Annotated in this window: 15 protein-coding genes; 5 read left to right on the plus strand and 10 right to left on the minus strand. The window is 71.7% G+C overall.

Translation table 11 applies throughout. The features are described from left to right. Window positions 1-226 precede the first annotated feature (226 nt). Entirely contained in the window at window positions 227-1,192 is a 966-nt protein-coding gene (locus GA0070623_RS16705) for a terpene synthase family protein (protein ID WP_067312282.1), read from the plus strand. 188 nt (window positions 1,193-1,380) lie between these two features. Here the strand turns inward: GA0070623_RS16705 and mqnP are convergent, their stop codons facing one another. Together mqnP and GA0070623_RS16715 are read right to left on the minus strand one after the other, a co-directional pair. Next, window positions 1,381-2,292, minus strand: a complete 912-nt coding sequence (mqnP, locus tag GA0070623_RS16710; RefSeq protein ID WP_067312279.1) for a menaquinone biosynthesis prenyltransferase MqnP — start codon at window positions 2,290-2,292, stop codon at window positions 1,381-1,383. Next, window positions 2,292-3,752, minus strand: a complete 1,461-nt coding sequence (locus GA0070623_RS16715) for a menaquinone biosynthesis decarboxylase (RefSeq protein WP_067312277.1) — start codon at window positions 3,750-3,752, stop codon at window positions 2,292-2,294. Before GA0070623_RS16715 ends, mqnP begins: the two co-directional genes overlap by 1 nt. A gap of 337 nt (window positions 3,753-4,089) precedes the next feature. On the opposite strand from GA0070623_RS16715, the gene GA0070623_RS16720 reads away from it, so the two are divergent. Further along, window positions 4,090-4,995: an alpha/beta fold hydrolase gene (locus tag GA0070623_RS16720; protein ID WP_231932394.1), complete on the plus strand. Its 906-nt coding sequence runs from the start codon at window positions 4,090-4,092 to the stop codon at window positions 4,993-4,995. Window positions 4,996-5,127: 132 nt separating this feature from the next. Here the strand turns inward: GA0070623_RS16720 and GA0070623_RS16725 are convergent, their stop codons facing one another. From GA0070623_RS16725 to GA0070623_RS31045, 3 genes are all read right to left on the minus strand, one after another. Continuing rightward, entirely contained in the window at window positions 5,128-5,484 is a 357-nt protein-coding gene (locus GA0070623_RS16725) for a ribbon-helix-helix protein, CopG family (protein ID WP_157517590.1), read from the minus strand. Between the two features lie 321 nt (window positions 5,485-5,805). After that, entirely contained in the window at window positions 5,806-6,156 is a 351-nt protein-coding gene (locus GA0070623_RS31040; RefSeq protein ID WP_231932406.1) for a carboxymuconolactone decarboxylase family protein, read from the minus strand. Continuing rightward, window positions 6,153-6,365 carry a hypothetical protein gene (locus tag GA0070623_RS31045; protein WP_231932407.1) on the minus strand — a complete coding sequence of 71 codons (213 nt, stop codon included), beginning with the start codon at window positions 6,363-6,365 and terminating at the stop codon, window positions 6,153-6,155. Before GA0070623_RS31045 ends, GA0070623_RS31040 begins: the two co-directional genes overlap by 4 nt. A gap of 63 nt (window positions 6,366-6,428) precedes the next feature. Between GA0070623_RS31045 and GA0070623_RS16735 the strand changes: the two genes are divergently transcribed. Both GA0070623_RS16735 and GA0070623_RS16740 read left to right on the plus strand, forming a co-directional pair. After that, window positions 6,429-6,905, plus strand: a complete 477-nt coding sequence (locus GA0070623_RS16735) for a MarR family winged helix-turn-helix transcriptional regulator (RefSeq protein WP_067312268.1) — start codon at window positions 6,429-6,431, stop codon at window positions 6,903-6,905. Between the two features lie 194 nt (window positions 6,906-7,099). Next, window positions 7,100-7,927, plus strand: coding sequence for an LLM class flavin-dependent oxidoreductase (locus GA0070623_RS16740; protein ID WP_089004088.1), 828 nt, complete (start codon window positions 7,100-7,102; stop codon window positions 7,925-7,927). Between the two features lie 53 nt (window positions 7,928-7,980). Here GA0070623_RS16740 and GA0070623_RS16745 read toward each other — a convergent pair whose 3' ends face one another. Continuing rightward, complete coding sequence (locus GA0070623_RS16745; RefSeq protein WP_067312261.1) at window positions 7,981-9,468, minus strand: ATP-binding protein; 1,488 nt, start codon at window positions 9,466-9,468, stop codon at window positions 7,981-7,983. A gap of 106 nt (window positions 9,469-9,574) precedes the next feature. On the opposite strand from GA0070623_RS16745, the gene GA0070623_RS16750 reads away from it, so the two are divergent. Then, on the plus strand, window positions 9,575-9,796 hold the full coding sequence (locus GA0070623_RS16750) for a hypothetical protein (RefSeq protein ID WP_067312258.1): 222 nt from the start codon (window positions 9,575-9,577) through the stop codon (window positions 9,794-9,796). On the opposite strand, the gene ccsB is transcribed toward GA0070623_RS16750, so the two are convergent. From ccsB to GA0070623_RS16770, 4 genes are read right to left on the minus strand one after another with little or no spacing between them, the layout of a single operon-like run. Continuing rightward, the gene (gene ccsB, locus GA0070623_RS16755; RefSeq protein WP_067312255.1) at window positions 9,762-10,757 is read right to left on the minus strand and encodes a c-type cytochrome biogenesis protein CcsB; all 996 of its coding nucleotides are present in this window, start codon (window positions 10,755-10,757) and stop codon (window positions 9,762-9,764) included. The two genes, GA0070623_RS16750 and ccsB, sit on opposite strands and share 35 nt — an antisense overlap. Then, window positions 10,757-12,376 carry a cytochrome c biogenesis protein ResB gene (resB, locus tag GA0070623_RS16760; protein ID WP_067312252.1) on the minus strand — a complete coding sequence of 540 codons (1,620 nt, stop codon included), beginning with the start codon at window positions 12,374-12,376 and terminating at the stop codon, window positions 10,757-10,759. The genes ccsB and resB overlap by 1 nt, the downstream gene beginning before the upstream one ends. Continuing rightward, complete coding sequence (locus GA0070623_RS16765) at window positions 12,376-13,251, minus strand: cytochrome c biogenesis CcdA family protein (RefSeq protein WP_067312249.1); 876 nt, start codon at window positions 13,249-13,251, stop codon at window positions 12,376-12,378. Before GA0070623_RS16765 ends, resB begins: the two co-directional genes overlap by 1 nt. Then, a complete protein-coding gene (locus GA0070623_RS16770) occupies window positions 13,251-13,826 on the minus strand; it encodes a TlpA family protein disulfide reductase (protein WP_067312246.1) in 576 nt (191 codons plus the stop codon). Before GA0070623_RS16770 ends, GA0070623_RS16765 begins: the two co-directional genes overlap by 1 nt.

Raw genomic sequence — 13,826 nt, forward strand, 5'->3', positions numbered from 1 at the left:
CCGCCCCGCCGCCCGGAGCCCATCACCGCAACCCGCGCCGCCACCCGGAGCCCATCACCGCAACCCGCGCCGCCACCCGGACACCGCAGGTGGGCCGGGCTCCACCACCCAAACCCTACTCAAAACCCCAAACCCAGCCCCACCGTCCGGACCCGGGCGGCACGCCGGAGAACGACCTGCGATGCTGCGATCGGCTGATCGACACCGAACGGGGGAGGCACCGGTCATGGTCGGCGAGGTCCTCTGGTCGTTACGGTCGGCATGCCCGATCCCGTCCCGGCTCTCCCCGCACGCCGACGAGGTGCAGGAGTGGCTGCTGGACCGGCTGCCCCGGTGGGGTTTCCCGCTGGACGCCGAGGCGATGAGCCGGCTCGACCGGGCCGGCTTCGCCCGGTACGCCGGCCGGCTGTACCCGGACGCGAGCGAACCGGACCTGCGTACCGTGACCGCGCTGTTCACCTGGTTCTTCCTGGTGGACGACGCCTGCGACGGGCCGGACCGGCTGCCTGCGGAGCAGATCCGGGTGCTACGGGCGGGGGTGCTGACCCTGCTGCACGACGGTCCGCGACGACGGCACCCCGGCTTCGGCGGGCCGCTGCGGCGGCTCCTGGTGGAGGCGTGGCGGACGCCCCGACGACGGATGCCGGCCCGTTGGCGGCTGCGGTTCGCCGACGCGGTGGGCGACCACCTGGACGGCACCCGGCGGGAGGCCGTGGCGAAGGAGAGTGGGCGGGCACCCGGGGTGGGCGAGTACGTGAGCCTGCGCCGGGCCACCTCGGCGGCCTACGTGTCGTACCCGCTGATCGAGTTCGTCGGTGACCGGACGTTGCCGGACGCGGTCTACCACCATCCGCTGCTCCACCAGATCCGCGTCCTCGGCAACGACCTGCTCTCCTGGTACAACGACCTCGCCTCGATGGAGCGGGACCGGACCACCTCGGGCGGGCACAACCTGGTGCTGGCGCTGGCTACCGAGCGGAACGTGCCGGTGGACGCGGCGGTGGAGCTGGTCGGCGAGCGATGGCGGGACACCATGGTCCGGTTCCAGGCGCAGCGCGCGGCGGTCCCGTCGTTCGGTCCGGGGCTGGACGAGGCTGTCACCGCCCACCTCGACGGGGTGGCGAACGCCGTCCGCGGCACCATCGACTGGACCCTGGAAAGCGCCCGCTACCCCACCCACCCCCACCCCTGACAGTGCCCCCGCCCCGGCCCGCCCCGGCCCGCCCCGGCCCGCCCCGGCCCGCCCCGGTGATCAAGAGGTTTGCGTCAACTTGAAGATCAAAGTTGACGCAAACCTCTTGATCACCTGACGCAAACCTCTTGATCACCGCGAGGAACCGACGGCGCGAGGGAGCGAGGAAGGACGGGACGGAGGGAGGGTCAGGGGCGGAGGCCGAGGCGGAGCAGCAGGTCGAGCAGGGCGAAGACGAACAGGGCGATACCGACGAAACCGTTGGCGGTGAAGAAGGCCCGGTTGACCTTGCTGAGGTCGGTCGGGGTGACCACCACGTGCTGGTAGCCGAAGGCGACCGCGGTCAGCGCCAGCCCGATCCACCAGGGCCAGCCGAAGCCGACCAGCGCACCGAACCAGATGAACAACGCGAACGTCACCACGTGCGCCACGGTGGAGGCGTGCAGCGCGAAGCTCCGGCCGTAGCGGGCGGGGACGCTGCGTACCCCGATCTGCCGGTCGACCTCGTCGTCCTGGCAGGCGTAGATCAGGTCGAAGCCGCCGATCCACAGGCCGACGGCCGCGCCGAGCAGCCAGGCCGGCCACGAGCCGGCGAAGGTGCCGGTGACGGCGAGCCAGGCGCCGACCGGGCCGACCGCCTGAGCGACCGCCAGGATGGCGTGCGGCCAGTCGGTGAACCGCTTGCCGTAGGGGTAGACGACCAGCGGGATCACCGCGAGCGGGGCGAGCACCAGGCAGAGCGGGTTGAGCAGGGCGGCGGCGGCGAGGAAGACCACCAGGGCGACGGCCGCGCCGGTCCAGGCCGTCCGCACGCTCACCGCCCCGGTGACCAGTTCCCGGCCGGCGGTACGCGGGTTCCGCGCGTCGATCCTGCGGTCGAGGATCCGGTTGGCGGCCATGGCGAACGTCCGTGCGCCGACCATCGCCACGGTGATCAGCAGCAGGTCGAGCCAGCGGATCCGACCACCGTTGACCTGCATCGCGGTCAGCGCCGACAGGTAGGCGAACGGTAGCGCGAAGACGGAGTGCTCGATCGCGACGAGCTTGAGGAACGACGTGACCCGGCCGGGGCGGGGGGCCGGCGCGACGGCGGTGGCCATCAGATGCCGTACTCCTTCCAGCGCTTGTCGACCAGGGCGGCGACCTCCGGCGACATGGTCATCTCCTCCGGCCAGCCCCGGGTGTAGCCCTCGGTGGGCAGCTTGCGGGTCGCGTCGACACCGACCTTGCCGCCCCAGAACTGCTGGTAGGACGAGTGGTCGAGGTGGTCGACAGGCCCCTCGGTGAGCAGCAGGTCGCGGGCGTAGTCGACGTTGCCGAAGGCCCGGAAGGCGACCTCGTGGTAGTCGTGCACGTCGCAGTCCTCGTCGACGATCACGATCAGCTTGGTCAGCGACATCAGGTGCGCGCCCCAGATCGCGTTCATCACCTTCTGCGCGTGCTTCGGGTAGCGCTTGCGGATCGACACGATGGCGCAGTTGTGGAACACCCCGGCGGCCGGCAGGTCGTAGTCGACGATGTCCGGGATCATCAGCTTGAGCAGTGGTTGGAAGATCCGCTCGGTGGCCTTGCCGAGGCCGTGGTCCTCCTGCGGCGGCTTGGACGTGACGATCGAGTGGTAGACCGGCTTGCGCTGCATGGTCATCGTCTCGACGTGCAGCACCGGGAACGGCTCGACCGGGGTGTAGAAGCCGGTGTGGTCGCCGAACGGCCCCTCGGGCAGCCGTTCGCCGGGCTCCAGGTAGCCCTCCAGCACGATCTGCGCGTGCGCCGGCACCTGCAACGGCACGGTCAGGCAGTCGACCATCTCGACCCGTTCGCCGCGCAGGAACCCGGCGAACAGGTATTCGTCGATGTCACCGGGGAGCGGCGCGGAGGCGGCGTAGCTGACCACCGGGTCGCAGCCGATGGCGATGGCGACCGGGAGCCGCTGGCCGAGCCGTTCGGCGACCGCGTGGTGGGCGGTGGAGTCCTTGTGGATCTGCCAGTGCATGCCGAGCGTGTTGCGGGAGTGCTGCTGGAGCCGGTAGAGCCCGAGGTTGCGCTTGCCGGTCTCCGGGTGCTTGGTGTGGGTCAGCCCGTAGTTGTGGAAGATCCCGCCGTCGTCGGGCCAGACCTGGAGGCCGGGCAGCCGGCCCAGGTCGACGTCGTCGCCGGAGTAGACCACCTCCTGGCAGGGGGCGGTCTTCACCTTGCGCGGCGGCACCGACTTGAGCTGCATGACCTTGCCGAGGCCCTCGCGGATGCCGGACCAGCCGACCGGCAGCTCCGGCTTGATCAGTGCGCCGATCCGGTCACCGATCTCGTTCAGCGAGTCGACGCCGAGCGCCATCGCCATCCGCTTCTCGGTGCCGAACAGGTTGATCGCCACCGGCATCTCACCCCGGGTGGGCCGCTCGAACAGCAGCGCCGGCCCGCCGGCCCGGACCGTCCGGGTGACCACCTCGCTGATCTCCAGCGTGGGGTCCACCGGGACGGTCACCCGCCGCAGCTCGCCCGCCCGCTCCAGCGCCGCGAGAAAGTCCTTGAGATCGGTGTACGGGAAGCCACGAGCCGCCATACGGCCAGTCTCCCGCACCCCCACCGGCCCCGCCCACGCCGGGTACGCCCCAGCGGTGTGCGCCTCCCCACCCGAACCACCACGCCTCCCCCACCCGAGCCGTCGCCCACCCCTCGCGCAGACCCAGGCCCGCCCCCCGCACACCCACGCCCGCCCCCGCGCGAGCTGACGCCCGCCCCCGCGCAGAGATCTTGGAAAGAAACGGCCCCCATAGGGGCCACTTCCTGCCAAGAACATCTCGGCGAGCGCCTCCCCCATCCGAGCCGGCACGCCTTCCCGCGCGGGAGGCGCGTCTCTCCGGCCGACGGTTGCTCGTTGCACGGGTGACGGTGGGCGGGTGCCAGCCGTCGACGTCGGGACGGGGGCGGGGATGGGCGACGGGCGGGTTCCGGCGGGGTTCACCGAGCAGCGGGCGCAGGTCGGTGACGTGGCGATCAACTACGTCCGGGGCGGCCGGGGGCCGACCCTGGTGCTGCTGCACGGCTATCCGCAGTGCTGGCGGATGTGGCGGGGGCTGCTGCCGGAGCTGGCCGCGACGTACCACGTGGTCGCCCCCGACCTGCGCGGTTTCGGCGGCAGCGACGCCCCACCCGACGGGTACGACAAGTTGACCGTCGCCGCCGACCTGCACGGGCTGCTGACCGGGCTGGGCCTGGCCGACGACATCCGGCTGGTCGGCCACGACGTGGGCACCATGGTCGCGTACGCCTACGCCGCCGCGCACCCCGACACGGTGTCCCGGCTGGTGCTGACCGAGGCACCGATCCCGGACGAGAGCATCTACACGTTTCCCGCGTTGACCGAGGCCGGTCCGGCGGTGTGGAACTTCGGCTTCTTCAACCTCACCAACGGCCTGCCGGAGGAGTTGGTCACCGGCCGGGAGGCACGCTGGGTGGACCGCTTCACCGACTCGATCATGGTGCACAAGGGCAGCATCGGCGCGGACGACATCGAGGAGTACGCGAGGCACCTGAGCGACCCGGGGCACCTGCGGGCCAGCTTCGACTATTTCCGGGCCTTCGCGCAGGACGTCGCGGACAACACGGCGTACCGGAAGAATCCGCTGCCGATGCCGGTGCTGGCCGTCGGCGCGGCGGCCAGCCTCGGCGGGCAGGTCGCCGAACAGGTTCGCCGCTACGCCCGCACGGTCGACGGCCGGGTGGTCGCCGACTGCGGCCACTGGCTGTTCGAGGAGCGCCCCGCCGAACTCACCGCTCTGCTGCTCCCCTTCCTGCACGACTGACAGCCCCGGTCCGGCGAGATCAGGCCGACCCGGATGTCGGTCTTCGGGGCTTCGTCTTCCTCGACGACCCGACCAGGCGTTGGTGGCGCGTACCGGCCCGGCGTCGTGCGGCGAAGGTGCCTCGCCGAAGGGTTATGCCGCGTCTGCCCGGCCTTCGGTGGTTCGGGCGGTGACGATACGGCGCAGCACGTCAAGGGCGTGTTCGGCTTCGTCGTGGCTCACCGGCTCGGTGCGCATGGCCACGTACCTGGTCAGAGCGTCGCGGATGATGTCGGAGCGACGGATTGCGGTCTGCTCGGCGAGGCGGTCAAGGTGCTTCACCAGCACCACCGGCAGCCGGGTGCTGACCAGCGCCATCGGTGCCTCGGGTGCGGTGCCGGAGGCTGGAGTCGCCGTCATGGACCTGATGACCGGCGCCAGGCTGTCGGTCTGCTGGAACCATGCCACGACCTCGTCTTTGGTCATCCGCTCAAAGTCCGGCTCGGTCATAGGACTCGCCTCCTCCATTCGTCGAGGTCTGCGCCGCGCAGTGCCCGAGCTCCGATGATCTTGTATGTGCTCGTCGCACCGATGCGGTCACACAGTGCGGCGATCACTCGACCACTGTCGGCCATCCCCATGATGATGAGCAGCAGATCCCCGAGAACGCGCTCGTGGCGTAGGCCCGACGGGGCGTACAGCGCCTGGGTCGTCGTCTACGCCGACGCCGTTGCGGCTGGCGTTGTCCAGGCCCTCGTCGGTCCAGACGTACTCGCGATCCGACACCCCCAAAGCGTAACACGTTGTAATACGCCCGCTGTGGAGCTGCGATCAGAGGGCCGGCCCCCAGGCGTACGCGGTCAGGGGCGGGTCGAGCGGGGCGCGGGTGAGCCGGTTGGCGAGGGTCGAGATGGTGTACGTCCCGACCCCGAGCACCACGTCCAGGGCGTGCCGGGGCCGGTAGCCGGCGTCGAGGAAGGCGGTCAGCTCGTCGTCCGGCACGTCACCGGCGTGGTCGAGGACGGCGACGGTGAACCGGCGCAGCGCCGCCAGCCGGGGTTCGGGCAGCTCGGTGCCGTCGCGCAGCGCGGCGATCAGGTCAGCGGCGGTGCCCAGCCGGGTCAGGGTGGCGGTGTGCATCGCCACGCAGAGGTGGCACCGGTTGCGGGCGGCGACGGTCAACACCACCACCTCCCGCTCGACCGGTGCGAGGTCGGTGGCCTCGAAGGTCGCGGTGCGGTCAGGAACCCCCTGAGCAGTTCGGGGGACTCGGCCATCAGACCGACCGCGCCAGGCAGGTGGCCGAGCTTCCGCCGTACGCCGGCCATGGTCGGCCGGGCGGCGTCGGGCGCGGTGTCGAGGGTGTGGACGGTGAAGGTCGGTCGGGACATGGCGGTACCCCTCACGTACGATAGTCAACGTGGTTGTCGAAACAGTAAACCAGGTTGTCGAACATGTCGACGGGTGACCCCGAGCGGCCCGGTTTCGTGCTGCCCCTGCTGCTGCTCGCCGGCTTCCGCAGCCTGGTCGACGACCTGCACGCCGAGCTGGCCCGGCAGGGGCACCCCGAGCTGCGGCCGGCACACGGCTTCGTGCTCCAGGCCGTCGGCGCACAGGGCACCACCGCGTCCGACCTGGGCCACCGCCTCGGCGTCTCGAAGCAGGCCGCCGGCAAGACCGTCGACCGGCTGGTCGCCCTCGGCTACCTGGAACGCGCCGACGACCCGGCCGACGCCCGCCGCAAACTGATCCGGATGACCGAAAAGGGCGTCGACGGACTACGCCGCTCGGCGACGGTCTTCGACGCGCTCCGGGAACGCTGGGTGGCCCGGCTCGGCGCGGAGCGGGTGGCCGCCCTGGAGGACGACCTCCGCACGGTCACCCCGCCGGACACCTTCCGCCTCGACGTCCCCGGCTGGTTCGGCACCTGACCGCCCGACCCGCGCGAGCTGCGTGGGGGTGCCCGTCGGGTGACTGGCCCGGAACGGAGCGGTAGTCTCTTGAACCGGAACTCCGTATCCCGGCTCGGGGAGTACGTCGCAGGAAGAGCCGGGGATCCCGCTCCTACGCGGGCAGGAGAGGGCGACAGCCGTTGAATGCTGCCCATCTCCAAGGAGAACACCCCATGCAACTCGGCCTCGGTCTGCCGATCGGCACCCCACGCGTGCTCACCGACTGGGCACGACGTGCGGAGTCATCCGGATTCGACACCCTCGCCCTACTCGACCGGCTCGCCTACCACAACCCCGAACCGCTCGTGGCACTGTCCGTGCTGGCCGGCGCTACGTCCCGGATCCGGTTGCAGACCGAGGTGCTGCTCGGCCCGCTGCGCGCCACCGCCCTGCTGGCCAAACAGGTCGCCACCCTCGACGTCATGTCCGGCGGTCGATTCACGCTCGGCATCGGCATCGGCGGTCGCGAGGACGACCACGCCGCTGCCGGCACCCCCGTCACCGCCCGGGGCAGGCACCTGGAGACCCAGCTCACCGAACTGCGCCGGATCTGGCACGGCAAGCCCTACCAGAACACGACCATCGGCCCACGACCCGGCATCCCTGGCGGGCCACCCATCCTCATCGGTGCGTTCGCGCCCGTCGCACTACGGCGGGTTGCCCGTCATGGTGACGGTTTCCTGTGCGCGGCACCCCTCGCCTGGGCCGACCGGCTGGTCCGCACCGTTCAGGACGAATGGACCGCCGTCGGGCGCAGCGGTCGTCCTCGGCTCGTCTGTCAGGTGAACGTCGCCCTCGGCTCGGCCGCCGCACCGGCTCGCGCAGCCATCGCCGCCTACTACGGCCGCGACGACTGGGGCGTTCCGATCGCCGATCCGAAGGAACTCCTCGACACCGTCGCCGCCTACCGCGCCTTCGGCGCCGACGAACTCGTCCTGTACTGCTACGCCGACGATCCCGCCCAGGTGGACGCCCTCGCCCGGGCCCTCGATCTCACCTGAGCGAGGCACCGCGGCAGGTCGATCGTCAAGCGGCCGACGACCCGGGGTCCACGTCAGCGCTCGACGTCGTAGAGCACCCCGGGATCGACCAACACGACGTCCGGTCGGGCGGACGCGACCTGGACGAGTTCTTCGGTGAAGCCCTCGGCGCTCACCAGGAGCAGGCGCGTACCGTCGGCGTCGACTCCGGACCTGCCCCGGAGGAGGTCCCGCAGGCGCGTCAGCCGTCCGAGGTCCGAAAGAGCCAGCCGACGCCCCCACTTCACCTCACCGATCGCCAGCAACGGGCGCGGGCCGTCCCCCATCGGCGGCTCACCGAGCGCCACCAGGTCGATTTCGTGGCTGGTCCGGCTCGCCGAGTCGGTGAGGGTGGCCGCGCCGACCTCGGCCACCGCACCCCCCAGCAGATCCGGATCGGCGAAGCGCACCGCCCACTGCCGGACGATCTCCTCGAACCTCGGCCCCAGGATGGCGCTCGCATACCGGCGCTGCGATCGTCGCCAGACCTCCAGACCACGCCGTTGCTCCAACGCTGTCCAGGCAGGCCGCATCACCGCCTGGTAGAAGGAGATCAACGGCTCGGTGATCCGATAGTTGCTGCGGCCGGTACGCAGGAGGTCGGGCTCCCGGACCAACAATCCGGCGTCCTCCAGGACGGAGAGCGGGTGTTGCAGGTCGGTGGCCTTGCGCCCGATGTAGCCCGCGATCCCACCCCGGCTGGCGTTCCCCTCCGCCACGGCGGCGAGCACGGAGTGGTACAGCGCTGCGTCCCGCAGATCGGGGTCCTCCGCGAGCAGATACCGGGCCTCCCGGAACAATGGTCGCGCCGGATTCAGCACGGCGCGGACCACCCACGGGTCGAAGTCCGCCGGACCGGAGGGTGCGTCGTCCTGCACGTACTCGCGTCGGTAGGCGGGCGTCCCGCCGACGATGGCGAAGACCCGCACCGCCAACAGCGGATCGTCGAGCCCCCAGAAGGCGGCCGCCGCCCGGTAGTCCAGGGGCCGGACCGGCAACTCCAGCCCGGCCCGGCCGCGCAGCGGTGCCGAGCCGGCGAGCAGGCCGCCCATGAAGGACAGGGCAGAGCCACACAGCAACAGGCGGGCGCGGGATCCGGTGCGCTCCGGCCGTCCCGGAGTCAGTGCGTGTTGGATGATCGACGGCAGATCCCGTGCCGCCCGTACCAGGTAGGGAAACTCGTCGATCACCACCGGCACCGGCCGGTCGCTGCCGAGGGCGAGCAGCGCGTCCACAGCCGCCGCCCAGTCCGGAAGCCGCACCGGGCCGGGAGCACCCACGAACGCGCCGAGCGCCTCCCCGAGCCGCCGGAGCGACTCGGTCGACGTCGCCTCCGTGGCACCGAAGTAGAAGCCGCCGCTGCTCCGGGCGAGTTCGTAGAGCAGCAACGTCTTGCCCTGCCGACGACGTCCGCTCACTACGCCGAGCGTCGCACCGGGGCGCTCGTCCGCCGCGAAGCGGGCAAGCTCCGCCCACTCGATCTCCCGGTCGAAGATCCCCGCAGGCTTCGCAAGCTCATGCATCACGGCCTCCGCAGCTCGTATAACTACACTTCTTAGAAGTGTAGTTATACGTTTTGCAGACGGTGCGGGGTCGACACACCGGGTTCCTCCGGCCGAGGATGGACGCATGGACGACGCGTACACGGTGGGCGATCCGGACGGTCTCTCCCCGCTCCAGCGGGAGATCCGCGACGCGGTGGCCCGGGAGCTGCACGCCCAGTTCGCCCTGCGCGCCGATCACCTCGACCTGGCCGACCTGCCGGAGGTCGCCTACCAGGTGACCCTGGGCGTCGACCGGGTGCTCACCGGCCGACTCACTCCACCCCGGCGTACGAGTGCAGGCCGGTGAAGAAGAAGTTCACCCCGAACAGGTTCATCAGCACGGTCAGGAAGCCGAGCACCGCGATCCAGGTCGCCACGTTGCGCCGGACGCTGGGCGTGGCGCGGGCGTGCAGGTAACCGGCGTAGACCACCCAGGAGATGAACGCCCAGGTCTCCTTCGGATCCCAGCCCCAGGCCCGACCCCAGGCCGCTTCGGCCCAGATCGCGCCCGCGATCACCGCGAACGTGAAGATCGGGAACGAGAAGGCGTGCAGCGCGAAGGTCAGCCGCTCCAGGTCGGCCGCCCCGGGCAGTCGCCGGGCCAGCGTGTACGGGAAGCTGCGCCGCCCCTGCTCGTAGCCGTTGCGCAGCAGGAACGACACCGCCGGCACCACGCCCAGCAGGAAGATGCCGGAGGAGAAGACGATCGTCGACACGTGGATGATGAACCAGTACGACTGGAGCGCCGGCATCAGCGGCACCACCGGGACGTACAGCTTCAGCTCGGCGAAGGCCAGCAGCAGCACCATGACCAGGGTGAGGAACAGCCCGAGCCGGCGCAGCGACGGCCGCTTCCCGAGCACCACGAGCCAGGCGGCGGTCCCGATCCAGGTGACCGTCAGCACGAACTCGTACATGTTGCCCCAGGGCATCCGGTCGGCCGCGATCCCCCGGGTGACCAGTGCGCCGAGGTGCAGCGCGGCGGCGAGGACGGTCAGCCCGGCGGCGATCCGGCCGGCCAGCCGGGCCCGCCCCGCCGAACGGCTCGGCCGGCTCGACGGCGGCGCGGTGGTGTCACCGGGTGCCGGGCCGTCGACCTTGTCGACAGCCGGCCCACCGACGCCCGCGCCGACCAGCTCCCGGGCCGGGGCGACCCGGGCCGCCACCGCACGGACGTTGCCCAGGGCGTACTCGACGGCGTGGCTGATCATCGCGACCAGGTACACCAGGATCGCGAACGTCACCAACTGGTCGGAGACTGCGGACATCACTCGACTCCCTCTCGCGCCGGCCGGTCGGGCCGCCCGTCGTCGCGTACCGCCGCGACGAGGGACGCGAACTCGTCGGCGAACCCTGGATGCTCGGTGCGCGGCAGCCCACCGGCCGCCACCAAACTACTACCGCTCGTCGGAGATCCACTGTCGGGGGGCGTCACCCGGAACCAGACCCGCCGCCGCCGGCCGAACAGCGACCCCATCAGCCCGACCAGCAGCACCACGCAGGCCCCCAGCATCAACTTCTCGCCCGGGTCGTGCCGGACGGAGAGGGTGACGTACCGCTTGGTGCCGAGGAACTCCAGCCTGCTGCCGTCGTCCAGGGTCCACGTCTCGCCCGGGGCCAGCTTCCTGTTGCCCACCTGCTTGAGCTTGCCGTTGGTCACCTGGCGCTGGTCGAGCTGGTAGACCGAGCCGGGGATGCCGGCGTCCAGCCCCAGGTTGCCCCGGTAGGCGGCCAGCACCACGGCCGGGTTGCGCTCCTCGGGGAACCGCGACGACGCGAACGGCGCGGTGTCCGGTGCGGTCGGCAGGTAGAGCCCCTCGAAGGCGACCTGCTGGTTGGCGTCCCGCCGGCCGGTCGCCGGGTCGACGTTGGCGTCCGGGAAGGCGGCCACCCCCTCGCTGGTGAGGTTGGCGTCGCCGCTGGTCAGGAACGGCACCGTGCTGGTCTGGCTGCGGCCGTACCGGTCGGTGTACCGCAGGATCGGGGCGTAGCCGTGGCCCAGCAGGTAGACGTTGGCCGGGCCGAGCCGCAGCGGCGAGTTGACCGAGAAGTCGGCGGTCCGCCGGTCCGAGCCGTCCGGGCGGTCGACGGTCACCGTGGCACGGTAACTCTCCGGCTGCCCGGACGGCAGGAACCGGGCGTCGAACCTGTCCAGGGTGAGGCAGAACGACGGCAGGTCGGCGCTGTCCACGCGGGGGCCGAGCTTCGCCTCGGCGTACTGCTGGCGGGTGTTGCAGAAGGCGTTGTCCGCGCCCGTGACGAGCAGGCGGTTGCCGTGCCAGCCGTACCACGAGCCGAGCGCGACCCCGAGCAGCATGGCCACCAGCGAGGTGTGGAACAGCAGGTTGCCGGTCTCCTTGAGGTAGCCCTTCTCGGCGGAGACCTCGTTGCCGCGCACCTCGACCCGCCACCGGCGGCGACGCAGCACGGCGGCGATGGCCTGCGGGTCGGCGGCGCCCGGCGCCTCCAGCACGGTGTGCTGCGGCAGCCGGTCCATCCGCTTCGGCGCGGCCGGCGGCCGGGACCGCAGCGCCCGCAGGTGATCGCGCATCCGGGGCAGGATGCAGCCCACCAGCGAGGTGAACAGCAACAGGTAGATGGCGGAGAACCAGACCGAGCCGAACACCTCGAACGCGCCGATCCGGTCGAGCTGCGGGGCCAGCTCCGGGTGCTCGACGAAGTACCGGTTGACGTTCTCCAGGTTGACCCCGCGCTGCGGCAGCACCGAGCCGGGGATGGCCGCGACCGCGAGCAGGAACAGCAGGATCAACGCGGTACGCATGCTGGTCAGCTGCCGCCACGAGTTGCGCAGCAGGGCGAGCAGCGGGTTCGGCCGGCGGGGGGCCTCGGCGGGTGGGCTGGCCGGCCGGTCGTCCACGGTCGTCATCAGATGCTCACCTCGCCGGGGCCGACGGTCGTCTGCAACCAGATCACGAAGTTCTGCCAGCCGCCGGTGACCAGCGCCAGGCCGATCAGGATCAGCAGCACCCCGCCGATCCGGGTCACCCAGCGGCTGTTGCGGCGGACCGCGCGGAACACCCCGAGCAGCCGGTGGAAACCCAGCCCGAAGACCACGAACGGCAACCCCAACCCGAGGCAGTACGCCACCGCCAGCACCACGGCCCGGTCGGTCTGCCCGCCGGTGGCGGCCATCCCGAGCACCGCGCCCAGCGTCGGGCCGGTGCACGGCATCCAGCTCAGCGCGAAGACCGCGCCGAGCACCGGCGCACCGAGCAGGCCGGCGGCGGGCAGCCGCCGGATGCGCAGCTCCCGCTGCATCCCCGGGAGCACGCCCAGGTAGCTCAGCCCGAGCAGCACGATCAGCGCGCCGATGACGACCTGGAAGGTGCGCTCGTAGTCGAAGAAGATCCGGCCGAACCCGGCGAAGAGGATCGCGGTGGCGGTGAAGACGACGGTGAAGCCGGCGATGAACAGCAGCGTCCCGGCCAACACCCGGCCCTTGACCGCCGCGACCGGCCGGGCCGCCGCCCGGGTCGCCACCGCCACCCCGCCGCCGGATGCCGACCCGCCGGTCGGGGCCGGATCACCGCCGGTCGGGGCGGGGTCCGCGCCGGCCGGGGCGGTCGCCCGGGCGCGGCCCTCCAGGTCGGTGCCGGCCAGGCCGGTCACGTACGACAGGTAGCCGGGCATCAGCGGCAGCACGCACGGGGAGAGGAAGCTGACCAGCCCGGCGAGCGCCGCCGCGCCGATGGCCAGCAGCAGCGGGCCGGACTGGGCGAGTTCGCGGAACGTCTCGCCCATCAGCGGGAACCGGTCGACGCCGGCTCTTCGGCGGCGATCCGCTCGACGATCGGTCGCAGCCCGTCGGTGGTGACGGCGGCCCGGATCACGGTGGCGACCCGGCCCTGCCGGTCCAGCACGACGGTGGCCGGGATGGTGTTCGGCGGGATGTCCAGCGCCAGCGCCAGCCGGCTCGCCGGGTCGAACAGGCTCGGGTAGGTGACCCGGCCCTCCTCGAAGGCGACCGCCTTGTCCCGGCTGTCCTGCACGTTGATGCCGAGGAAGGTCACCCCGGAGCCCTTGGTGGCCTGGTAGGTGGCCTCCAGGTCGTCGGCCTCGGCCCGGCAGGGCGCGCACCAGGAACCCCAGAAGTTGAGCACCACCACCTGGCCCCGGGCCTGGGTGGTGTCGTACCGGCCGCCGGTGAGCAGGTCACCGGCGATCGTCGGGGCGGCGGAGCGTTGGTCGGGGGCGCAGTGGACGATGCCGCCGTCGTTGGCGCACCGGCTCTCGTCGGTGCCGGAGGAGCAGCCGACCAGCGCCGCCCCGGCGGTGACGGCGGCGAGCAGGACGGCCAGCGGCCTCCGGAAACGCAT

The organism is Micromonospora rifamycinica (assembly GCF_900090265.1).
GTDB classification, from domain to species: Bacteria; Actinomycetota; Actinomycetes; order Mycobacteriales; family Micromonosporaceae; genus Micromonospora; species Micromonospora rifamycinica.